The following is a 22566-nucleotide window of genomic DNA, read 5'->3' as shown; positions in this document are numbered from 1 at the left end:
GGGTGTTGACGGGGTGAATTGCCGGGTTCCTTCGCTCGGTCGTCTGGCTCGACCGTCGCCTCGATCCAGTACCACCCCGGCGAAGGCCGGGGCCCAATTGGGGAACAGGCTTAACGGAGGTCAGCGCCTCGTTACCTTGGCCTACCCAATTGGGCCCCGGCCTTCGCCGGGGTGGTGGATCGGGTTCGGACGCCCTCTAAAACCAGACAGGAGAGCCAAGCATCGGCTGCTAAGTTTCGTCCGCCCCGGCCCGGGCACGCCCCGCCGCCGCCAAGCCCCCGGCGGCCCCGGGTTAATTTGACTTTAGCATGTCGCCGCCACAACCCGGCACACGAAGATCTGGACGTGATTTCGGGGCGGGCACGCGTGTATTTGCAGAACGATCAAGCGCTGGAACTGGCGGGCGGCGGGGCGCGCGGGTTTGGCCGTGCGCTCGACCGGCAGGCTGGCCCTGCGCCCAAAGCCGCCCCCTCCCGCATCGACTGGGTACCCGATCTCGGCGCGCGGATCGGCAGCCGCGACTGGTGGCGCGGCCTTGCGACCTGCACCGCGCTGTGTGCCGCGACCTGGATATTGTCGCCGGGCATGCGGCCGCTGGTCGGCACGGTGCCGACGCCACTCGCCGGCGCCGAGTGGGAGGAGACGCGGGCGCAGGGCATCTCGCCGCTCGCCCAGGGTGCGACGACGGGGCGGCGGATGGGGGCGAACGATCTCGTCGCGCCACTGGCCGAAGTGCCCGAGCGGCCGAGCGTCGATCTCTCCGCGACGCTCGGCGAGGGGGACAGCTTCGACCGCGTGCTGATGCGCGCCGGCGTCGGTCGCAACGATGCCGAGGCGGCGGCGGCGCTGGTCGCGCAGTCGGTCGATCCGACGGCGATCCCGGCGGGCACGCGGATCGCGCTGACGCTCGGTCGGCGGGCGGACCGGACCGTGGCCCGGCCACTGGAGAAGCTCGATTTTCGCGCGCGGTTCGATCTGGCGCTGTCGCTTGCACGGGGTGCGGGCGGGCTGACGGCGAACCGCAAGCCGATCGCGATCGACTCGACGCCGCTGCGTATCCAGGGTCTCGTCGGCTCCAGCCTCTACCGCTCCGCGCGGGCGGCCGGCGTGCCGGCCAAGGCGGTCGAGTCGTTCATCAAGGCGATCTCGACCCGGCTGTCGATCGGCCGCGACGTGACCGCCTCGGACAGCTTCGACCTGATCGTCGCGCGCGAACGCGCGGCGACCGGCGAGACCCGGATCGGCGACCTGCTGTTCGCCGGAATCGACCAGGGCCGCCGCAAGGTGCAGCTCGTACGGTTCGCCCCCGATGCGGCGAACGTCGAAGACGACGATGCGAGCCGCGGCGGCTGGTTCGACGCGAACGGCCAGACCGAGCGCCGCGCGGTATCGGGCATGCCGGTGATCGGGCGGATCACCTCGCGCTTCGGGCTCAGGACGCACCCGCTGCTCGGCTTCACGCGCATGCACAAGGGCCTCGACATCGGCGCGCCCTATGGTGCGCCGATCCACGCGATGACCGACGGCAGGGTCGCGTTCGCAGGGCGAACCGGCGGCTACGGCAATTTCGTCAAGCTCGTCCACGGCGGCGGCATGGCGAGCGGCTACGGCCATATGAGCCGGATCGCGGTGTCGTCGGGTACGCGGGTCCGGCAGGGGCAGGTGATCGGCTATATCGGCTCGACCGGCATGTCGACCGGGCCGCATCTGCACTGGGAAGTCTGGAAGAACGGCACCGCGATCAACCCGCGCTCGGTCTCGTTCGCGAGCGTCGCGCAATTGTCCGGCGCGAAGCTGCGGGCGTTCAAGGCGAAGGTCGCGCAATTGCTGGCGGTGCGGGTCGGCGGTTAACCGCGCAAAACTCGGTAGAATATCCGACCCGCGTTCGGTCCTGGGCACATCCAGCCCTACACGTTCATACCGGCTCGTACTCGACTACACGCCCCCCGCGGGTCGATCGGCGTCAGGGCGCGCGGTGACGCTGAGCCGCCGCGCGTGTCATTGATCCGTCCCCGCGACGTCATCAAACTGTACCCGCAGGCCCATACCGGGTGGGCGGATGACGACGTCCGATCTTGCAATTGATGCCGGGGCAAGTCGCCTCTGGGCGGGATGGTCGCGGTTGCGGGCGCAGGTCGAGCGGATGACGCGGCGCACGGATGGCGAGGACCTGCTCCACGATGCGTATGTCAGCATGGCGGGGCTGGCGACCGCGCCGCGCAACGACGAGGCGTTCCTGGTCCATGCCGCGGTCAACCGGGCGCGCGATGCGTTTCGCCGGGAGGCGGTGCGCGGGGCGTGCGAACCAGCCGAGGCGATCGACTGGCTGCGCGATCCCGCACCGATCCAGGACGAGGTGATGATCGCCAAGGCGCGGCTGGCGCGGGTCCGCGAGGGTATCGATCGCCTCACTCCCCGGACCCGCGAGATATTTCTGATGCAGCGGCTCGACGGGTATAAGTATCGCGAGATTGCCGAGCGGCTGGACATAAGCCAGGGCGCGGTCGAGAAGCACATGGCCAAGGCGATGACCTTCTTGGCCGATTGGACGGAGGGTTGGTAAGTTTCGCGATGCCCGGCCGCCGTTCCCCGAACAGCTTCGATACGAACCGGGCCGCCAGCAACCGAACCGCGGCCGACTGGATCGCACGGCTCAATGCCGACGACGCGACGCCGCGCGATGCGGCGGACTTCCGGCGCTGGCTCGCCGCGAACCCCGACCATGCCGCGCGGTTCGAGCGTGCCACCGATCTTTGGGACATGGTGCCGGGGACGGCGCCGTCGCGGGCGCCGGTGACGCGGCGCCGGGCGATCGCCGGGCTGGTGGCGCTGACCGCGACGACGGCGGGCGGCACGTTTGCGTTCCAGGCGGCCTATGCGGCGACGCCCTACGAGACGGGGATCGGCGAACAGCGGCGGATCGGGCTGCAGGACGGCTCGTCGCTGCTGCTCGATGCGGCGACTCGCGTGCGCGTGATCGCAACGCCCGAGCGGCGGCGGCTCTGGCTGGCGCGCGGCCGGGTCGACCTGACCGTGGCACCGCTGACGACCCCGTTCACGATCGACGCGGGGGCCGGTGACATGACCGCGGCGGCAGGCCGGTTCGACCTGCGCCGCGACCGCGACGACCAGGTGGCGGTGACCGCGATCGAGGGCAGCGCGGCGGTGACGACGACCGGCGCAGCGCGACGGCTGACCGGTGGCGAGCGCCTGCGCGCGGGCCGGGTCGATCGCCCCGACCTTGCCGCGACGCAGGCCTGGACCAGCGGGCGTGCGGCGTTCCACGACGATACGCTGGCGACGGTCGCCGAGGAGGCCAACCGCTACAGCGCGACGCGGCTGGTGATCGCCGACCCGGCCGCCGCCGGATTGCGCGTCAGCGGGATGTACCGGATGGGCGACAATGTCGCGCTGGGCCGGTCGCTCGCGGCGCTGCTCGCCTTGCGGGTGCGGACGATGGAAGGCGCGGTCCTGCTCGGCGGATAAATTTCGTCGCAGTTCGCCGCAATTCGCCCTGGGGTGGGGGTGGGGTAGATCGATCCTCGCCCGTCGAGGAGGTGCGGCATCATCGCCGCCTTCCTTGGGGGGATGAACACCGTGATCACCAATCGCCGGCGCCTGCGCCGATCGTTCGTGCTGGGCGCCGCGCTTGCCGCGCTGTCGACCGCCTTTCTCGCCACCGCCGCCACCGCGCAGGCGCGCGTCACCGTGCACCTCGCTGCCCAGCCGCTTGGCAAGGCGCTCGAGGCGCTGGCGCGGCAAAGCGGCACCGACATCCTGTTCACGCCCGCCGCGGTCGCCGGGATCACCGCCCCGGCGCTGGACGGCACGATGGCGCCCCAGGTCGCGGTCGAGCGCCTGATCGCGGGCACGCCGCTCACCGTCCGCCGCGAGGCCAATGGCGCGCTGCTCATAGCGCGCGGGACCGCCGTCACGACGGTCCCGGCCGTCACCGCAACCACGGACACCGCGGAACCCGGTCCCGACATCGTCGTCACCGGCTATGCCAGCAGCCTGACCGGCGCGCTCGCGCAGAAGCGCAAGGCGACCAACGTCATCGACGTCGTCAAGGCCGAGGACATCGGCAAGTTCCCCGCGCAAAACATCGCCGAGGCGCTCCAGCGCGTCCCCGGCGTGTCGATCGTCCGCGATCGCGGCGAAGGCGTGTTCGTCCGCATCCGCGGGCTCGGCGCCAATTTCCAGGTGGTGACGCTCAACGATCGCTCGGTCGCGGTGAACGAGAACGTCCGCGACAGTGGCCAGAGCGGCCGCCAGTTCCGCTTCGACACGCTGCCGTCCGAACTGATGTCCGCGGTCGAGGTGATCAAGAGCCCGCGCGCCAGCCTCGACGAAGGCGGCATCGGCGGGACGATCAACCTGCGCACCTTCCGCCCGCTCGACCTGAAGAAGCCGGTGCTGTCGCTGTCCGCCACCGCCAGTTCGCCGCGGCTGGCGGATGCGGTCGATCCCCGGCTGTCCGGCATGGTCAGCTGGGCGAGCCCCGACGGCAAGTTCGGCGCATTGATCGCCGGCGTCTATGACGAGCGCACCACCCGCCAGGACCGCGTGACCGGCGTGGCGTGGGCGGACGGCAAGATCGACACCGACGGCAACGGCTCGCTCGACAGCGACACGATCCTGGTCCCGACCGCGATCCGCCCGACGCTGGAGCGCGAGAACCGCGACCGCATCGGCATCAACGGCGCGGTCCAGTGGAAACCCGACGATCGCTTCGAACTCAACGTCGACGGGCTGTGGAGCCGGCTGAACGTCGATTATGACGAGCTGACCTATTCGACCGATTTCTCGAACACGACGGGCAAGGCGATCGTGCCCGGCACCGCGGTGATCGAGAACGGCGTGCTGACCGCGGCGACGGTCGCCACCTCGACGCAGATCGGCCGCGAGACGTCGACGCTGCAATACAAGAACTGGCTGGTCGGCGCGAACGCGAAATGGGCGGCGAACGGCTGGACCCTCGCCGCCGATGCCAGCCTCGGCCGCGCCTACTCGAACACGCCGACGCCGATCTATCGCACCCGCCTGCTCGGCAGCGTCGGCAATGTCAGCTTCGATTTCGGCAAGGTGGGCGACAGCCTGCCCGACATCAGCTTCGCGACTGCGGATCTGGAATCGCCCTCGACCTTGCCGGGCCGCCGCGTCGAATACCGCGTCAACGACTCGCTCGACCGGGAGCGCGCCGCCAAATTCGACGTGACCCGCGAACTGGGCGGCGTGTTCGGCGCGCTCCAGGCCGGCGTGAAATACCAGAAGCGCGACCGCGACTATAATCGCCGCGACATCAACTTCACGAGCGGGATCGCCAACAAGAAATTCGACGCGAGCTATTTCGATGCGTTCCCGGTCGACGATTTCCTCGACGGCGTCGACGGGACCCTGCCGAAAAGCTGGCTGATGCCGGACCCGGAGCCGTTCCTGGCCGCGGCGACCGGCAAGGAAGCGCTGTTGGCCGCACCACTTTCACGCGGCGATCTGCGCAACAGCTACAAGATCGGCGAGGAGATCGTCGCCGGCTACGGCATGGCTGATTTCTCGCTCCCGCTCGGCAGCGTGACGGTCCGCGGCGATGTCGGCGTGCGCTATGCCCATACCCGCCAGACCTCGTCGGGGCATGCCGACAACGGCACGGTGGCGACCCCGGTCAGCTTCGAGCGCAGCTACGACAACGCGCTGCCCGCGCTCAACCTGGTCGCCGAGCTGACCCCGAAGCTGCAGATGCACGTCGCCGCGTCGAAGGTCATCACCCGGCCCTCGCTCGCCGATCTCGCGCCGCGGCTGACGATCAATTCGAACCCGACCGTGCTGACCGCGGTCGGCGGCAATCCCGAGTTGAAGCCGTTCGAGGCGTGGCAATATGACGGCACGCTCGAATGGTATTTCGCGCCCGGCAGCGCGCTGATCGCCGCGGCGTTCTACAAGGACATCACGACCTTCGTCTTCCAGCAGACGGGCAATTTCGTGCTCGACGGCCAGACCTACCGGCTGACCGCGCCACAGAATGGCGGCGACGCCTATGTCGCGGGCGTCGAGATCGCGTACCAGCAGCTCTTCAAGATGCTCCCCGCGCCGTTCGACGGCCTCGGCGCGCAGGCGAACTACACGCATACCACCAGCGGCGGCACCTATGCGCTGGCGACCGGCGGGACGTTCCGCGATGCGCTGGTCGATGTCGCCAAGGACAGCTTCAACCTGACCGCGTTCTACGAGAAGAACCGCGTCGGCGCCCGCGTCAGCTACAGCTGGCGCGGCGACGTGCTGCGCGACGTCGGCGGGGCGGGGCTTGCCGCCAACAACGACAGCGCGTTCGGCAGCCTCGATTTCGACATGTCGTACAAGGTCACGCCGAACGTCACCTTCGTCGTGCAGGGGATCAACGTCGCGGGCGGCGTCCAGTGGCAATATGTCCGCGACAACCAGTTCGCGGGCTACACCGACTACGGGCGCACGTTCATGGCCGGCGTAAGGGCGAAATTCTGATGCGGATCGCACCGCTCGCAGCCGGCTTAGCGCTGGCCGTCTCGACCATGATGGCCGGTGGGGCCGTGGCGCAGACTGCACCGCCACCCCCGCCGCCGCCGCAGGACAAGCTCGAACGCGTGGTCATCGTCATGCGGCACGGCGTTCGCAGCGCGATGTCGAGCCCGGAGGACCTCGGCCGCTACAGCCGCCGCGCATGGCCGAAGTTCGCGGTGCCGCCGGGCCATCTGACCGCCAATGGCGCGACGCTCGTGACGATGCTCGGCGGCTGGTATCGCGCGCATTACCGGCAGTTGCGGCTACTCGGCGCGAACGACTGCGCGGTCTATTACTGGGCGAACCATACGCAGCGGACCGAGGCGACCGCGACCGCACTCGCCGCCGGCTTGACGCCGGGGTGCGCGGCGACGATCCACCAGTCCGCCGCGGCCCCCGATCCGCTGTTCGAGGCTCCGCAGACGCCGCTCGCGCCACTCGATCCGCAGCGGATGCTGGCGGCGATATCCGCGCGGGTCGACGGCGACCTCGCTGCATGGGACGCGCGGCAGGGCCCGAACCGCGACCGGTTCGAAGCGCTGTTGCTGCAATGTCGCCGCATCCCCTGCTCGTCGGTCGAGCGAACCAGAGTGCAGCGCCGGCTCGGCGATACGCCCGTCGCGATGCGGATCGACGCCAGCGGCAAGCCGGACCTGACGTCCCCCAGCCTGCAGGTCGCCGGGATCGCCGAGAGCCTGGTGATGGCCTATGCCGACGGGCTCGCCTTCCCCGGATGGCGCGGGATCGATGCGGCGACGATCGGCAAGGCGCTCATCGTGCACGGTGCCGGCATCGACCTGCGCACCCGCACGCCGGAGGTCGGACGCCAGACCAGCAGCTACATCGCGATGCGGCTGCTCGCCACGCTCCAGCGCGGTGCCGGCGCAACCGCGCTGGCCGACCCGATCGGCGACGCGGAGAAGATCGTCGTCCTCAGCGGGCACGACGGCACGGTGACGATGCTCGCGGGGCTGCTCGGGCTCGACTGGAAACTGCGCGACTATGCCGCGGGCGAAGCGGCACCGGGCGGCGGGCTCGTGTTCGAGGTCTGGCGTCTCGCCGCGACGGGGCAGCAGGTCGTCCGCGCCCGCTATGTCGCGCAGGGGCTCGACCAGATGCGCCACCAGGTCCCCCTGTCGGAGCACGCACCACCGGACAGCGTCGCCCTGACGATACCCGATTGCGGCGAAACCTGCCCGCTGCCGGCTTTCACGACGCATGTCCTGCAGCGCGTAACCGCTACCCAATTCTGACCGCGACCCAGGACGGATCGACCTTCAGTTCGAAACCGCCGAACTGGCTCCCTTGCCCCGTCATGCCAGCGTGCGGCGATAGAACTCCAATGTCAGCGCCATCGCCTGCAGGAACAGCGCCGGGTCGTACCGAGGACCCTCATCGCGCAGGAATGCGTGCTGGGCGTTCATCTCGTGCCACGCATAAGTGGCACCGACCTCCTCGAGCCGCGCGCGGATCGCCTCGCGCCCCGCATAGGGGACGTGCGGATCCTGCCGCCCCCACACGAACATGATCTCGGCCTTCAGGTCCGCCATGCGCGCCAGGCTGTCGTCCGACCGCCCCTCTCCCAGCGTTCCGGCATGGATATCGGTCGGATAGAAGCACGCGGCGGCGGACACGCGCGGATCGAGCGCCGCACGATAGGCCAGATGACCGCCGAGGCACACGCCGAACGTCCCCAGCCTGCCGTTGCACGCCGGATGCTCCAGAAGCGCCGTAAGACCGGCCTGCGCATCGGCATCATAGGCGGCGACGGGCTTGGTTACCTTCAACGCGTTGCCGCGATCCGTGCCGGCCGGGTCGTAGTTCAATACCGTGCCGGCCGGTTCATATTCGTGATAGACCTCGGGCACGGCTACGACATAGCCGTTTCCGGCGATCATCGCCGCCAACCGGCGGATCGGCGCCGTGACCTGGTAGATCTCGGAAAACAGGAGCACGCCCGGAAAGCACCCTTCCGCCGCTGGTCGGAAAAGGTGCATTCGCATCGGCCCGCTGCCCGGTACGTCGACATCCCGTACCTCGTCACTGTGCAAGATCATCGGCTGGTCCTCGGGAAATGGGGTAAGAGGTCGGCCACCTTAGCCGCTATCCGGTCACGTCGAACAGTTTCCGCCATTGGGGACGTCGCGTTAATCGAAGGAATCTGCGGTTTCGGCTGTGCACATCGCCTGTCCGGACGTCTATCTAGCATGATGAAGCGCACGCGACCTGCAGGTGTCATGCCGGAGCACGACCTGTCGGCGCTGATGGAGCGCATGCGTCCGGCGCTGATGGCGTTCTTCGTCCGGCGTCTGAGCGATCCCGTGCAGGCGGAGGATCTGATCCAGGATCTTTTCATCCGCATGGCGACCATGACCGGCCCGGCGACGAACAATCCCGAAGGCTATATCTTCCAGGCGGCCGCCAATCTCCTGCGCGACAATTATCGGCGCGAGGCCACGCGCTCGCGATATCTGCAATCGCGCGCGGGCGATCCCGACCTTGCCATCGACCCGATCGACGCCGAGCGATTGCTGTCCGCGCGGCAGAGCGTCGGGTGCGTCGCGCGGACGCTGGGCGGACTGCCCGACCGCACCCGCCAGATCTTCATCCTCTATCGGTTGGAGGGCATGCAGCGAAAGGCGATCGCCGATGCATTCGGCATCTCGGTCAGCGCGGTCGAAAAGCATATCGCGAGCGCGATGCGGGCGTTGCTCGCGGACATGGGAGCCTCGCAATGACCGCGCCCCGCTCGGACGAGGACATGGTCGTCGAATGGTGCCTGCGCTTGAGCGACGGCAGCATGTCGCCGCACGATCGCGAGCGACTGCACGACTGGCTGGCCGGCGACGCGACCCGTGGCGAGCGGCTGGGCGCGGCGCTCGCGGTGTGGGACGCGGTCGAGGCGGACGCCGACGCACCCGAGATGCTGGCGCTGCGACGCGAGGCGCTCGGTGCGGTCCACCGCGCCGGACAGCGCCGCTGGCTGCGCACGACGTTCGTGTCCCCGCCCGTCCTGTGGGCGATCGCCGCGGCATTGCTGCTGACGCTGGCGCTCGGGTCGCTGCTGTGGCGGCAGGACGGGCGCGACGAATATCGCACCGCGATCGGCGAACGGCGCGTCATCGCGCTGGCCGATGGCTCACGCCTGTCGCTGGATGCCGACAGCGTGGTCACGGTTGCGTTCACCGCGCAACGCCGCAACGTCGTCCTCGAACGGGGTCGCGCGCGCTTCAAGGTCGCGAAGGACCCGCTGCGCCCGTTCGCGGTACGGAGCGGCCGCAACATGATCGTCGCGACCGGAACGGAATTCTCGGTCGAACGGCTCAGCCGCGAGGTGCGGGTCGCGCTGTTCGAAGGACGGGTCGCGGTGCTGCGCGATACGCCACAGGGCCAGACGAGCGAGATCGTCCGGCGCGATGGGCGTAGCGTCACCGCGGAGCGCGCGCTGACGCCCGGCTATGAAATCGGCCTGCCGGTGGCGGGGACGATCGGGTCGATCGGTCCGGTGATCGGCCCGATGGGCGGCGGCGAGGGGGTCGGCGGCGAGGGCTGGGGTGCGGAACAGATCAGCTTCACGTCCGAGACGCTCGGCACCGCCGCCGAGCGGATGAACCGCTATGCCGAACGCCGCCGGCTCACCGTCGATCCCGGCGTCGCGGACGTTCGGATCAGCGGGGTGTTCAACGTCGGCGATGTCGATGCATTCGCGCAGGCCATCGCCGCGACCTTCCCCGTCGATGCCACCGTCGCCGATACGGAAATCCGGCTCAGCCGACGTCGATGATACCGGTTGGAGGCCAAAATAACATCAATTGAAGATAATCACGGTAATTTGCTGAGCATCCCCCGGCCCCATGCGTCATAAAAGTATAACATGACGAGGGGGCGGTTGATGACTGTGACGAAGCGCATGATTCTCGGTGCAAGCTGCGCGGCTATCGCGACGATGATGACGATCACGTCGGCGCAGGCGCAGGCGCCGCAAGCCCAGCGGGTGGTCCGCATCGATATCAAGGCACAGCCGCTGGGTACCGCGCTGCGGTTGCTCGGTCGTCAGATGCATGTGCAGATGGTGTTCGACGAAGCGGCGCTCGGTGGTCGCGTTGCCCCTTCCGTCAATGGCGCGATGACGGCGGACGCGGCGATCGGCCGCTTGCTCCAGGGCAGCGGCCTCACGATGTCGCGGACCGGCCAGGGGGTGTATGTGATCACCCGCCCCGCCGCGCTCACCCGGGTCGCGATGACGGTGCCGGGAACAGCCCAGGATCGCGCGGCGGCCGATACCGAAGTCGACACCGCCCCAACGCCCCCGCCCGGCGGCGACATCGTCGTGACCGGGTCGCGCATCCGGTCGAAGAACCTCGTCGAAACCGCACCGGTGACCAGCGTCACGCAGGCCGACATCAAGCTGCAGGCAGCGTTCAGCGTGCAGGAGGTGCTGAACCGCGTCCCCGCGATCAAGAACAGCGATACCAATCTGTCGAACGGCAACGGACGCCAGCAATTCGATTTCCACGGGCTGGGCACCAACCGGACGCTCACGCTGATCGACGGCCAGCGGATCGGCGTCACTGAGGGCATCGACGCCTCCGTCGTGCCGGTCGGGTTGATCGAGCGCGTCGACCTGCTGACCGGCGGCGCCTCCGCGGTCTATGGCTCGGACGCGATCGGCGGGGTGGTGAATTTCATCCTCCGCAAGGACTTCGAAGGGGTCAACGCGAACGTCAATTACGGCTTCTACAACGCCGACAACCGCGACAACATCGCCGCGCAGGCAGCGCGCAATTCGGGGTTTGCGGTCCCCAGCGGCATGACCAACGATGGCGGCCGGTTCGACGCGAATATCAGCATGGGCAAGAACTTCGCTGGGGGCCGCGGCAATATCTCGGTCTTCGGCGCGTACAGCCAGACCGAACCCGTGCTGGCGTCGTCGCGCTCGTTCTCGGTCTGCCCGATCACCTTGTCTGGCCAGACGGTGGTCTGCGCATCGCCGTCGTCCGCCACTTCGGCGGGCTATTTCCAGGCGCTTTCGGGGCCGGCGCAGAATGGCAGCATCCTGACCAACGCAGCCGATGGCGGCCGCGAGTTCGTGCCGTTCACGGGCACGAACGGCTATAACTACAATGACAGCTTCTATTTCCAGCGGCAGAACAAGCGCTACAACGGCGCGACGTTCCTGAACTACGAAGTCTCGAAGGCGATCCAGCTCTACGCGAACGGGCTGTACCTGCGATCCGAATCGCAAAGCCAGTCGGATCCCGCGACCATCCAGCCCGGCTCGACGCCGTACGACATCAACTGCAACAACCCCCTGCTGTCCGCGCAACAGGCGGGCGCGCTGTGCGGATCGGCGGCCGGCACCAGCACGAACGTCCGCACCGACGTCCGCTACCGCTTCACCGAACCGCAGACGACGCGGTCGTCGAACGAGATCTATCGCGCGGTGGCGGGCGTTCGCGGCGATCTCGGCAGCGCCTGGCATTACGATGTCGGCGGGGTCTATTCGACCACGCTGTACCGCCAGCAGCAGACCGGCCGGATCGACCCGACCAAGGTCGCCAACGCACTCCAGGTGGTCGACGTCAACGGCACGCCGACCTGCGTCTCGGCCGTCAACGGAACCGACCCGAACTGTGTCCCGCTCGACATCTTCTCGACCAACGGGCCGAGTTCTGCCGCTGTGGACTATCTGTCCTATGCGGAGGGCGGCGGCGTGTTCCGCGAACGCTATGAGCAATGGGTCGGCAATGCGAACGTCACCGGCGATCTCGGCGAATACGGCCTGAAGAGCCCGTTCTCGACCAAGGGCATCAACGTCGCGGTCGGCGGCGAATACCGCCGCAACACCTACCGCTCGCGCCCCGATGCCGCGTATCAGGCCGCCTTCGGCTCGACGCCGACGACCTTGTCCAACGAAGCCGCCGACCTGTACGGCGAGATCAACGTGCCACTGGTCAGCGACAAGCCGTTCATCCGCGACCTGAGCGTGGGCGCGGCGATCCGCGGCTCGAAATATTCGGGCATCGCGAAGGCGCAGTCGACCTACAAGATCGACGGCAGCTGGCGCCCGGTCGAGGACATCCTGTTCCGCGCGAGCTACAACAAGGCGACCCGCGCACCGAGCATCTACGAGCTCTCGTCCAACGCCAATACGAGCTACGGCACGCTCGATACGAACACGCTTGGCGATCCCTGCGCCGGCGCAAACCCGGTCGCGAGCCGCGAGATCTGCGCGAGCACCGGTGTCACCGACGCGCAATATGGCTCGATCGCGCAGTGTCCGGATTTCCTGTGCACCGTGCGCAACGGCTCGGAGGGGCTGGTGACGCCGGAGGTCGCGCATACCTACACCTACGGCCTCGTCCTGACGCCGCGGATGCTGCGCGGTTTCTCCGCCACCGCCGATTATTACAGCATCGAGATCGAGAACGGCATCGGCTATTACCGGGCGATCGATTTCCTCCAGACCTGCGCCAACACCGGCTATGAGTTCTTCTGCAGCCAGCTGAAGCGCAACGCCGACGGGACGCTGTTCAGCAATGCCGGCTCCGCGACGGGCTATATCAACCAGGGGTATAGCAACCTCGGTCGGACCAATGCGCGCGGCTTCAATTTCTCCGCGAACTACGACACGCGCCTGGGCAATTGGGCACGCTTCTCGACCAGCTACACCTCGACGCTGCAGACCGCCAAGGGCGGCGATCTCGGCCTGCCCGATACCGACTTCAACGTGGTCGGGCTGTTCGGCCCGTATGCCGGCCAAGGCTATCGCCGCTACCAGCATAATTTCCGGTTCACGCTGTCCTCGCCCGAATCCGCGCAGACGCAGGGGCTGATCTCGGTCAACTGGCGCCATCATTCGGGGCTGAAGAACTCGCGCCTCGACGGCAATCCGATCTTCGGCGAGGACGATCCGACCGTGCCGGACGAATACAAGTACCTGCCGGCCTATGACGTCTTCGATCTGAGCGGCAGCGTGACGATATCGCGCGCGCTGACGCTGCGGCTGGTGGTGAACAACGTGCTGAACCGCGCGGCACCGGTCCGCCCGAGCCCGCCGCTCGAGGCCGCCGAACGCGTCAACACCTCGCCGTCGGTCTACGACGCGCTCGGCCGGTCGATCAACATCGGGGCGACGGTCGATTTCTGAGCTAGGTACCAAGTCCCCCGCGTCCGGCCGCGTATCGCGTCGCGCCGTCCTGGCCGGTGGCACCGGATCGATGTTTGCCGGGCTGTTCGCGGCGGCGGGCGATGCCGGTGCCGCCGAGCCGGGGGCGGATGCACGGCACCGGATCACGGCCGACCAGCCGGCCACCGAATGGCTGCTCGGTCATCCGGTCGGCAACGGGCAGCTGGGCGCGATGATGGGCGGCGGGATCGCGCGCGACACCCTGTCGCTCAACCACGATACGCTGTGGAGCGGTCAGCCTGCCGGTATGCCGGATCACGACGGCCGCGAAGCGCTGGCGGCAGTCCGTCAGGCCGTCTTCGCAGGCGACCCGGTGGGTGCCGACCGGCTCAGCAAGTCGCTCCAGGGACCGTTCAGCGCCAGCTACGCGCCGATGGCGGATCTCGACCTCGAGATGGATCATGCCGAAGCCCCGGAGGCGTATCGACGCGTGCTCGATCTCGATCGCGCGGTAGCATCGGTCGGCTATCGCTGTGGCGGGACGAACTTCGGCCGCGAGCTGTTCGTCTCTCACCCGGACGGGGTGATCGTCCTGCGCCTGAGCGCGGATCGACGCGGCAAGATCGATTGCCGCCTCAAACTGACCAGCAAGCTGCGCGCGACGGCGACAACCACCGCGAAAGCCGGCAGCAACCGGATCGCGCTGGTCGGCAAGGCGCCGACGCTGTGCGAACCCAATTACCGCGACGTCCCCGACCCCGTTCGATACTCGGATGCGCCCGGCCACGGCATGGCGTTCGCGACGATCCTGTCGGTCGAGACCGAAGGCGGCGCGATCACCGCGTCGGACGGTGCGCTGCACATACGCGGCGCCACCACGGTGCTGATCCGGATCGCCGCCGCCACCGGATTCCGCCGCTTCGACCTGATGCCGGACACGCCCGTCGAGACCGTACGCGCCTCGGCCGAGCGCATCCTCGCCGCCGGCACGCGGCATGGCTACGCGACGCTGCTCAGCCGTCACGTCACCGATCATCAGGCGCTCTATCGCCGCGCCTCGCTCGAACTCCAGGGTGCCGCGAGCGACCGCGACACCCCGCGCGCGGAGCGTCTCTTCCAGCTCGGCCGCTATCTGATGATCGCCAGTTCGCGTAGCCACACCATGCCCGCGAACCTTCAGGGCGTGTGGAATACCGAGATCCGCCCGCCCTGGAGCGCGAACTACACCACCAACATCAATCTCCAGATGAACTATTGGCCGGCGGAGAGTTGCAATCTCGCGGACTGCCATCTGCCGCTGATCGACCATATCGAGCGGCTGGCCGTCACCGGCACGCAGACCGCGCGACGCCTCTACGGCCTGCCCGGCTGGTGCGTGCATCACAACAGCGACATGTGGGCGATGAGCAATCCTGTCGGTGCAGGCGTCGGTGATCCCAATTGGGCGAACTGGCAGATGGCGGGGCCGTGGCTGGTCCAGCACGTCTGGGAGCATTACCGCTTCGGCGGCGACCGCACGTTCCTGAAGGCGCGCGGCTTCCCGCTGATGCGCAGTTGTGCGGAGTTCTGTGCGGCATGGCTCGTCCGCGATCCCCGTAGCGGCAACCTGACCACCGCACCGTCGATCTCGCCCGAGAACCTGTTCCTGACGGCCAGCGGCAAGTCCGCGGCGATCTCGGCAGGCTGCACGATGGACCTCGCGCTGATCCGCGAGCTGTTCGCCAACTGCATCGCGGCGATGGTGGTGATCGGCGATGTCGACGGGCTCAGCGCCCGCCTCACGGGGTTGCTAGAACAGCTCGAACCCTACCGGGTCGGTCGCTACGGCCAGCTTCAGGAATGGTCCGCGGATTTTCCCGAGCAGGATCCGGGGCATCGCCACATCTCGCATCTCTATCCGCTGTATCCGGGCGACGCGATCGACCCGGTCCGGACGCCGCGGCTCGCGCAGGCCGCCCGTGCCTCGATGGCACGCCGCGAGGCGCATGGCGGCGCCAGCACCGGGTGGAGCCGCGCCTGGGCGACCGCGGTGTGGGCCAGACTCGGCGACGGCGCGCAGGCCGGGCGGTCGCTCTCCGCCTTCATCGCCAACAGCATCGCGGCCAATCTGCTCGACACCCACCCCGCACAACCGCGCCCGGTGTTCCAGATCGACGGCAATCTGGGCATCACCGCCGCGATCGCCGAGATGCTGCTGCAAAGCCGCGAGACGGAGATCGCGCTGCTGCCCGCGCTCCCGCCGCAATGGACTTCGGGCCGCGTCGCCGGGCTGCGCGCGCGCGGGCGTCACGAGGTCGCGATCAGCTGGAGCGGCCTGCACGTCGACGCGACCGTGATCGCCGGGGGCGAGCGCCTGACGGTCCGGATGCCGCCGGGCTTCGAGCCGGTGACGGTGTCGCAACAGGGCAAGGCCATCCGGCTCGAACGAAACCCGCATGCGATCACGGTCGCAACCACGCCGGGCCGCCCCTACCGCATCGCGCTACGCAGGCGCTCCGACGCCGCATGACCCAAGATTTTCCAGGAGCCGCCATGTCGATCATCACCCGCCGCAATATGCTGGCAACGGGGCTGGCCTCCGGACTGGCATCCGTCGGCACGTCGAACGGCTGGGCGCGCAAGGCTACGTCCGCAGCAGCGCCCGCGCCTTGGGGAGCAACCCCCTCCCCGCGCCAGCTCGCCTGGCATGCGCGCGAGCAATATGCCTTCGTCCACTTCTCGATCAACACCTTCACCGATCGCGAATGGGGCTATGGCGACGAGGATCCCAAGCTGTTCGCGCCGACCGACTTCTCGGCGGATCAGATCGTCGGCGCGGCCAAGGCCGGCGGCCTGCGCGGGATCGTCCTGACCGCCAAGCATCATGACGGCTTCTGCCTGTGGCCGACGATGCTGACCGAGCATTGCGTGCGCAACAGCCCGTTCCGCGACGGCAAGGGCGACATCGTCGGCGAATTCGAACAGGCCGCGCGGCGGGCCGGGCTCGACTTCGCGATCTATCTGTCGCCCTGGGATCGCAATCACGCGGACTATGGCCGCCCCGCCTATCTCGATTACTACCGCAAGCAGATCGTCGAGCTCTGCACGCGCTATGGCACGCTGTTCGAGTTCTGGTTCGATGGCGCCAATGGCGGCGACGGCTATTATGGCGGCGCGCGCGAGACGCGGAAGATCGATTCCGAAACCTATTACGACTGGCCGTCGATCTTCGCCCTCGTCCACCAGCATCAGCCGATGGCCTGCACCTTCGAACCGCTCGGCTCCGACGCGCGCTGGGTCGGCAACGAAGACGGGGTCGCCGGCGATCCGTGCTGGCCGACCATGGCCGATCACAAGCCGACCCAGGCCGAGGGCAATGCCGGCCTACGCAACGGCCCCTTGTGGTGGCCCGCCGAGACCAACACCTCGATCCGGCCGGGCTGGTTCTATCACGCCGACGAGGATTCGAAGGTCAAGGATCCCCAGCGGATGCTGAAGCTGTTCGACGAATCGATCGCGCGCGGGACCAATTTGATCCTGAACCTGCCGCCCGACCGGCGCGGTCGCCTCGCCGATCCGGACGTTGCGGTGCTGCAATCCTTCGGTGCGGCACAGCGCGCGACGTTCGCGAAGGATCGCGCGCAGGGTGCGGTCGCCTCGGCCGATCACGTCCGCGGGCCGGGCTTTGCCGCGCGGAACGTGCTCGACGGCGATCCCAAGAGCTATTGGTCGACGCCCGATGCCATCCGCACGCCCAGCCTCGTGCTGGACCTGCCGCCCGGCACCAGCTTCGATCTGATCCGTATCCGCGAGTTTCTCCCGCTCGGCGTGCGCGTGGACCGGTTTGCGATCGATATCGACCGGGGTGCGGGATGGTCGGAAGTCGCGCGCGGCGAATGCATTGCGGCACAGCGCGTCGTCCGCCTGCCGACTCCCGTGGTCGCGCGACGACTGCGCATCCGGATCGTCGCGGCCCAGGCATGCCCGGCGATCAGCGAAGTCGCGCTGTTCCGACAGGTCGCCCCGGTTGCCGTTAAACTACCCGAAGCCCGCGCCCGCGACGTACTGCCATCCTCCGACCTCTCGATCGTCGCCGCGACGGGGTCTGGCGCCGGGGCCTTGATCGACAATGATCCGGGCAGCGTCTGGCAGGTTCCGGTCGCCGCCGCCTCGGGATCGGCGACGGTCACGATCAAGCTCGCGAGGCGGCAACGACTGGCAGGTTTCATCCTGACCCCCTCGCGCGCCGTGAACACGGACAGCGCACCACCGAAGCGGTTCGTCGTGGAAACCAGCGTCGACGGTAAGGCCTGGACCAAAGCCGCGTCCGACGAATTCTCGAACATCGCCAACGCGCTATCGCCGCAACGCATCCTGTTCGCCGCCAAGACCGACGCGGGCTATGTACGGATGACGTTCATCGGCCTGGCGGCGCCCAAGAACCACATGGCGGTCGCCGGTATCGACCTGTTCGGATAGGCGTTTTCAGGATGGGCGGGCCGATGATCTGAACGGGCCCAGGCCGTGCGTGGTATTTCGATCGCCCCGCGGATCGCCTATCGCCCATCCGCGCCTAGCGCTTACTGCACCCGCATGCCACACCCTGTTGCATACCAGAACAAGGGGTTATGAATGCGCGCCGCTGCCTGTCTGATCGTTCTCCTCGCCTCCGCCGCTACGGCCCAGACGCCCGGCACGCCCTATCATCGTGCGCCCGACGCGATCGCCAGGGCGCTGGAAACGCCGCCGACCCCCGGCGTCGCCGTCAGCCCCGATCACCGGACGCTGGCCATCCTCGGCCGCGAGAACCTGCCGTCGATCGCCAACCTGTCCAAGCCGATCCTGCGCCTCGGCGGCTACCGCATCGACCCGGCGACCAACGGCCAGGCCGAGGTTCGCGTCCAGTGGCTGAACGCGCTCGGCTTCAAGGACGTGGCGACCGGCAGGACCATCGCGGTCAAGCTTCCCGCGGGCCTGCGCTTCGCCGCGCCCGACTGGTCGCCCGATGGCACCCGCCTCGCCTTCTATGCGCAGGACCCCGATGGCCTGTCGTTGTGGATCGCCGATCGCGACGGCAGCGCGCGCGCCGTTGCGAAGGCCCTCAACGGCACGTTCGGCACCCCGTTCGCGTGGACACCCGACAGCAAGGCGCTGATCGCCTACACCGTCCCCGCCGGCCGCGGCACGGCGCCGGCGGCCAGCATCACCCCGACGGGTCCGGTCGTACAGGAAAGCAACGGCCGGACATCGGCGGCGCGCACCTACGAAGACCTGCTCGGCGATGCGCACGACGAGGCGCTGTTCGACTATTACTTCACCGGCCAGCTCGTCCGGATCGACCTTGCCGGGGCGGCGAGCGCGATCGGCAAGCCGGGCCTGATCACCGATTTCAGCGTGTCGCCCGACGGTCGCTACCTGCTGACCGAACGGCTCAAGCGTCCCTATTCCTATCTGTTGCCGGCGCGCTATTTCCCTACCGAGATCGCCGTCTCGACGATCGACGGCCAGCCGGTGAAGACGCTGGTCGATCGCCCGCTGGCCGACGATCTTCCGGTCGATTTCGACGCCACCGTCACGGGTCCGCGGGAGGCGATGTGGCGGTCGGACGCGCCTGCGACGCTCGCCTGGGCCGAGGCGCTCGACGGCGGCAATCCCCGCGCGAAGATCGCGTTCCACGACAAGGTCATGATGCAGGCCGCGCCGTTCGACGCGGCCCCTGTCGAACTGGCGATGACCCCGGCGCGCTATGCGGAGACCCTATGGGGCGACGACGGCTTCGCGATGGTGATCGATCGCGAATGGCGGTCGCGTACCGAGCATCGCCTCGCCGTGGCCCCGTCGCGCCCCGGCCAGACGCGCATCGTGTCGACGCGCAACTACCAGGATCAATATGGCGATCCCGGCGATCCGATGATCGAGGAGAATGCCGCGGGCAAGCCGGTGATGCGTTTCACGCCTGCGCATGACGGCGTCTACGTCACCGGCGAGGGCGCGACCAAGGCGGGTGCCTTCCCGTTCCTCGCGACGATGCCGCTGACGGGGACGGGAACGGGAACGGGGACGGGAAGCGCGCAGACCCGGCTCTGGACCGCCAAGGCGCCCTATTACGAGACGGTCGTCGCGCTGCTCGACGACAAGGCGCAGCGCATCCTGACGCGGCGCGAGAGCGCGACGCTCGCGCCCAACTACATGATCCGCAGCGTGAAGGGCGGCAGCGCCAAGCCGGTGACCGCGTTTGCCGATCCCGCCCCGGTCTTTGCCGGCGTGACGAAGCGCACGATCACCTATGCGCGCGCCGACGGACTGCCCTTGTCCGGCTCGCTGTATCTGCCCGCCGGCTATGATGCGAAGCGCGACGGGCCGCTGCCGACGTTGCTCTGGGCGTATCCGGGCGAATTCACCGACGCGAAGGTGGCGGGGCAGACCGTCGACCAGGGCAACCGCTTCGTCCGTCCGCGCGGGATCAGCCACCTGTTCCTGCTGACGCAGGGCTATGCGATCCTCGACAACCCGGCGATGCCGATCATCGGCGAGGGCGGCGCGGAGGCGAACGACACCTATATCAAGCAGCTCCAGCAGGATGCGCAGGCGGCGGTCGATGCGGTGGTCACGCTGGGCGTCGCCGACCGGTCGCGGATGGCGGTCGGCGGGCACAGCTATGGCGCGTTCATGACCGCCAACCTGCTGGCGCATACCGACCTGTTCCGGGCCGGCATCGCCCGGTCGGGCGCGTATAACCGCACGTTGACCCCGTTCGGCTTCCAGGCCGAACAACGCACCTATTGGCAGGCGACGCCGACCTATACCGAGATGAGCCCGTTCACCTATGCCGACCGGATCAAGTCACCGATCCTGCTCATCCACGGCGCCGCCGACGACAATAGCGGCACCTTCCCGATCCAGTCCGAACGCATGTACGCGGCGCTGAAGGGCAATGGCGCGACGGTGCGCTACGTCGTGCTGCCCAACGAGCCGCATGGGTATCGGGCACTGGAGTCGACCGAGGAAACGCTGTGGCAGATGACCGACTGGCTGGACCGCCACGTCAAGCCGAAGCAGCCCCCTGCCGCGGTCGAGCGTGCGAAGCCGGTCGCGAAATGATCCGGTCCGCTATCGCCGACTTTTTTTGACCCTCGTGTTCTTCAAAGAACAGGCGGTAGACAATTTCGGTCCACCACGTCCGGACATTCCTATTTCCCCTGCGCCCGCCAGCGCTGGATCGTGCGGCCGATGATCTGGTCTTCGTGGCCGACGTCGCGCCACAGGTCCGAGAATAGCGGATCGCCGGATGCGGGGCGCTTCGACTCCTCGAGGTTGTCGAAGCTTACCCGGATCGGGATGGTCACGCCTTCGCCGGAGATGATGCATTCGCGGTTGCGGAGCGCGGGGATCGAATCGAGGAAACCGCGCGCGCCCTCCGGCATCGCCGCGCGGACGAACGCCTGGTCGCGGTCGTTGTTGAGGCGCATCGCGATGATCGTGCCGCACTGCGACAGCACGCCTTCCGCCAGATCCGACGGGCGCTGCGTGATCAGGCCCAGCGACACGCCGTATTTGCGCCCTTCCTTGGCGATCCGCCCGAGGATGCGCCCGACCGCGCTGCCCGTTTCCTCACCCGCCGGAATATAGCGATGCGCCTCCTCGCAGACGAGCAGGATCGGGCGCTGCGGTTCGTTGCGCGACCAGATCGCGAAGTCGAACGTCATGCGCGCCAGCACCGCGACGACCACCGAGGTGATCTCAGACGGCACGCCCGAGACGTCGATGATCGAGATCGGCTTGCCCTCGCCGGGCAGGCGGAAGATGCGCGCGAGAAAGCCCGCCATCGTGTCCGCGACGAGCATGCCTGAAAACATGAAGCCATAGCGCGGGTCCGCCTTGATCTCGTCGATCTTGGTCTTCAGCCGGAGATAGGGCGCAGTGTCGCCGGCGCGGTCCATCTTGCCCATTTCGGCGTTGATGATCGTCGTAAGGTCACTGAGCAGATACGGAATCGGCGCATCGACCGTCAACTTTGCGATCTCCTGGCCGATGCGGCTCTTGGCTTTGGCGGCGAGCAGGCATTTGGCGAGGATGTCGGCATCGAACTGCCGCGCGGAACCACTGCTGGTGAGGAACACCTCGCAATGCTCCTCGAAGTTCATCAGCCAATACGGCATCTGAAGGTTCGAGACGTCGTAGATCGCACCGTTGGACTTGAACGCAGCGGCATATTCGCCGTGCGGATCGATCATCACGATATGACCCTGCGGCGCGAGTTCGCAGATCCGGTGGAGGATCAGCGCAGCGCCGGTCGACTTGCCCGTGCCGGTCGATCCGACGAGCGCGAAATGCTTGCCGAGCATCGCATCGACGTACAGCGCGGCGCGGATGTCGTCGGTCGGATACACCGTACCGACGGTGATGTTGGCGCGGTCGTCGGCGGCGTAGATCTGTTGCAGGTCGGCGGTGGTGATCGGAAACACCTCGCAGCCCGGCATCGGATAGCGGGTGACGCCGCGGCGGAAGCGATGGAGCTTGCCGGTGAGCGTCTCCTCGTCGCCCTCGCCCAGGAAATCGATCTCGGCGGCTATGCAGGTGCCGGCGGCGTCCTCGAGTTTCAGCGAGCGGACATTAGCGACCAGCCACGACGTACCGACGCGCATCTTGACCTGGCTGCCGACCTGGCCGGCACCGACGACGACCGGGTCGGGATCGTCGAGCAGCGCGCCCATCGAGGCGCGGTCGAGCAGTACGCGGCTGCTGGAGCCGGCGATCGCATAGACGACGCCGATCGGGGCAAAATCTGCGTCGGCGATCGCGCCCGCGCCTTCGGCCGGTAATTTCTGCAGGAACGCGTCATGTCCCGACAAGTCGCTCATGCTACCAAGATCTCCGGTCATTACCGGTCCGCTGTGGCAGCCAAGGCGTAAATATCCGGTGAG

13 protein-coding genes are annotated in these 22566 nt (G+C 68.0%); 11 read left to right on the top strand and 2 right to left on the bottom strand.

Translation table 11 applies throughout. The features are described 5' to 3' along the window. Positions 1 to 366 precede the first annotated feature (366 nt). The 5 genes from NLI89_RS02965 (at position 367) to NLI89_RS02945 (ending at position 7787) form a co-directional block, all read left to right on the top strand. Positions 367 to 1851, top strand: a complete 1485-nt coding sequence (locus NLI89_RS02965; protein WP_254685657.1) for a M23 family metallopeptidase — start codon at positions 367 to 369, stop codon at positions 1849 to 1851. 208 nt (positions 1852 to 2059) lie between these two features. Then, complete coding sequence (locus NLI89_RS02960) at positions 2060 to 2563, top strand: RNA polymerase sigma factor (protein ID WP_254685656.1); 504 nt, start codon at positions 2060 to 2062, stop codon at positions 2561 to 2563. Between the two features lie 8 nt (positions 2564 to 2571). After that, complete coding sequence (locus tag NLI89_RS02955) at positions 2572 to 3486, top strand: FecR family protein (protein ID WP_254685655.1); 915 nt, start codon at positions 2572 to 2574, stop codon at positions 3484 to 3486. Positions 3487 to 3588: 102 nt separating this feature from the next. Then, positions 3589 to 6498 (top strand): TonB-dependent receptor, encoded by a 2910-nt coding sequence (locus NLI89_RS02950; RefSeq protein WP_254685654.1) that lies wholly within the window; start codon positions 3589 to 3591, stop codon positions 6496 to 6498. Next, on the top strand, positions 6498 to 7787 hold the full coding sequence (locus NLI89_RS02945) for a histidine-type phosphatase (RefSeq protein WP_254685653.1): 1290 nt from the start codon (positions 6498 to 6500) through the stop codon (positions 7785 to 7787). Before NLI89_RS02950 ends, NLI89_RS02945 begins: the two co-directional genes overlap by 1 nt. 60 nt (positions 7788 to 7847) lie before the next feature. Here the strand turns inward: NLI89_RS02945 and NLI89_RS02940 are convergent, their stop codons facing one another. Then, positions 7848 to 8591 (bottom strand): dienelactone hydrolase family protein, encoded by a 744-nt coding sequence (locus tag NLI89_RS02940; protein ID WP_254685652.1) that lies wholly within the window; start codon positions 8589 to 8591, stop codon positions 7848 to 7850. Positions 8592 to 8771: 180 nt separating this feature from the next. Here NLI89_RS02940 and NLI89_RS02935 point away from each other — a divergent pair, with 180 nt between their 5' ends. From NLI89_RS02935 to NLI89_RS02910, 6 genes are all read left to right on the top strand, one after another. Continuing rightward, on the top strand, positions 8772 to 9272 hold the full coding sequence (locus NLI89_RS02935; protein WP_254685651.1) for an RNA polymerase sigma factor: 501 nt from the start codon (positions 8772 to 8774) through the stop codon (positions 9270 to 9272). Then, entirely contained in the window at positions 9269 to 10318 is a 1050-nt protein-coding gene (locus NLI89_RS02930) for a FecR family protein (protein ID WP_254685650.1), read from the top strand. Before NLI89_RS02935 ends, NLI89_RS02930 begins: the two co-directional genes overlap by 4 nt. A gap of 126 nt (positions 10319 to 10444) precedes the next feature. Further along, positions 10445 to 13684: a TonB-dependent receptor gene (locus tag NLI89_RS02925; RefSeq protein ID WP_254685649.1), complete on the top strand. Its 3240-nt coding sequence runs from the start codon at positions 10445 to 10447 to the stop codon at positions 13682 to 13684. Between the two features lie 70 nt (positions 13685 to 13754). Then, entirely contained in the window at positions 13755 to 16172 is a 2418-nt protein-coding gene (locus NLI89_RS02920) for a glycoside hydrolase family 95 protein (protein ID WP_254685648.1), read from the top strand. 23 nt (positions 16173 to 16195) lie between these two features. After that, positions 16196 to 18121, top strand: a complete 1926-nt coding sequence (locus tag NLI89_RS02915) for an alpha-L-fucosidase (RefSeq protein WP_254685647.1) — start codon at positions 16196 to 16198, stop codon at positions 18119 to 18121. 153 nt (positions 18122 to 18274) lie between these two features. Next, complete coding sequence (locus NLI89_RS02910; RefSeq protein WP_254685646.1) at positions 18275 to 20743, top strand: S9 family peptidase; 2469 nt, start codon at positions 18275 to 18277, stop codon at positions 20741 to 20743. 89 nt (positions 20744 to 20832) lie between these two features. On the opposite strand, the gene NLI89_RS02905 is transcribed toward NLI89_RS02910, so the two are convergent. Beyond that, positions 20833 to 22503: an ATP-binding protein gene (locus NLI89_RS02905; protein ID WP_254685645.1), complete on the bottom strand. Its 1671-nt coding sequence runs from the start codon at positions 22501 to 22503 to the stop codon at positions 20833 to 20835. Between the last annotated feature and the right edge of the window lie 63 nt (positions 22504 to 22566).

The organism is Sphingomonas faeni (assembly GCF_024273235.1).
In the GTDB taxonomy this organism is placed as follows: domain Bacteria; phylum Pseudomonadota; class Alphaproteobacteria; order Sphingomonadales; family Sphingomonadaceae; genus Sphingomonas; species Sphingomonas faeni_A.
Note: the sequence above shows the minus strand (reverse complement) of the source record. Positions and strands in the feature narration are given on the sequence as shown.

What these genes read in the sequence shown, in the direction of transcription:
- NLI89_RS02955 (WP_254685655.1), top strand. Translation starts at nt 2,572, where the DNA reads ATGCCCGGCCGCCGTTCCCCGAACAGCTTCGATACGAACCGGGCCGCC.
- NLI89_RS02925 (WP_254685649.1), top strand. Translation starts at nt 10,445, where the DNA reads ATGATTCTCGGTGCAAGCTGCGCGGCTATCGCGACGATGATGACGATC.
- NLI89_RS02915 (WP_254685647.1), top strand. Translation starts at nt 16,196, where the DNA reads ATGTCGATCATCACCCGCCGCAATATGCTGGCAACGGGGCTGGCCTCC.
- NLI89_RS02905 (WP_254685645.1), bottom strand. Translation starts at nt 22,503, where the DNA reads ATGAGCGACTTGTCGGGACATGACGCGTTCCTGCAGAAATTACCGGCC.
- NLI89_RS02930 (WP_254685650.1), top strand. Translation starts at nt 9,269, where the DNA reads ATGACCGCGCCCCGCTCGGACGAGGACATGGTCGTCGAATGGTGCCTG.
- NLI89_RS02940 (WP_254685652.1), bottom strand. Translation starts at nt 8,591, where the DNA reads ATGATCTTGCACAGTGACGAGGTACGGGATGTCGACGTACCGGGCAGC.
- NLI89_RS02960 (WP_254685656.1), top strand. Translation starts at nt 2,060, where the DNA reads ATGACGACGTCCGATCTTGCAATTGATGCCGGGGCAAGTCGCCTCTGG.
- NLI89_RS02935 (WP_254685651.1), top strand. Translation starts at nt 8,772, where the DNA reads ATGCCGGAGCACGACCTGTCGGCGCTGATGGAGCGCATGCGTCCGGCG.
- NLI89_RS02950 (WP_254685654.1), top strand. Translation starts at nt 3,589, where the DNA reads ATGAACACCGTGATCACCAATCGCCGGCGCCTGCGCCGATCGTTCGTG.
- NLI89_RS02945 (WP_254685653.1), top strand. Translation starts at nt 6,498, where the DNA reads ATGCGGATCGCACCGCTCGCAGCCGGCTTAGCGCTGGCCGTCTCGACC.
- NLI89_RS02910 (WP_254685646.1), top strand. Translation starts at nt 18,275, where the DNA reads ATGCGCGCCGCTGCCTGTCTGATCGTTCTCCTCGCCTCCGCCGCTACG.
- NLI89_RS02920 (WP_254685648.1), top strand. Translation starts at nt 13,755, where the DNA reads ATGTTTGCCGGGCTGTTCGCGGCGGCGGGCGATGCCGGTGCCGCCGAG.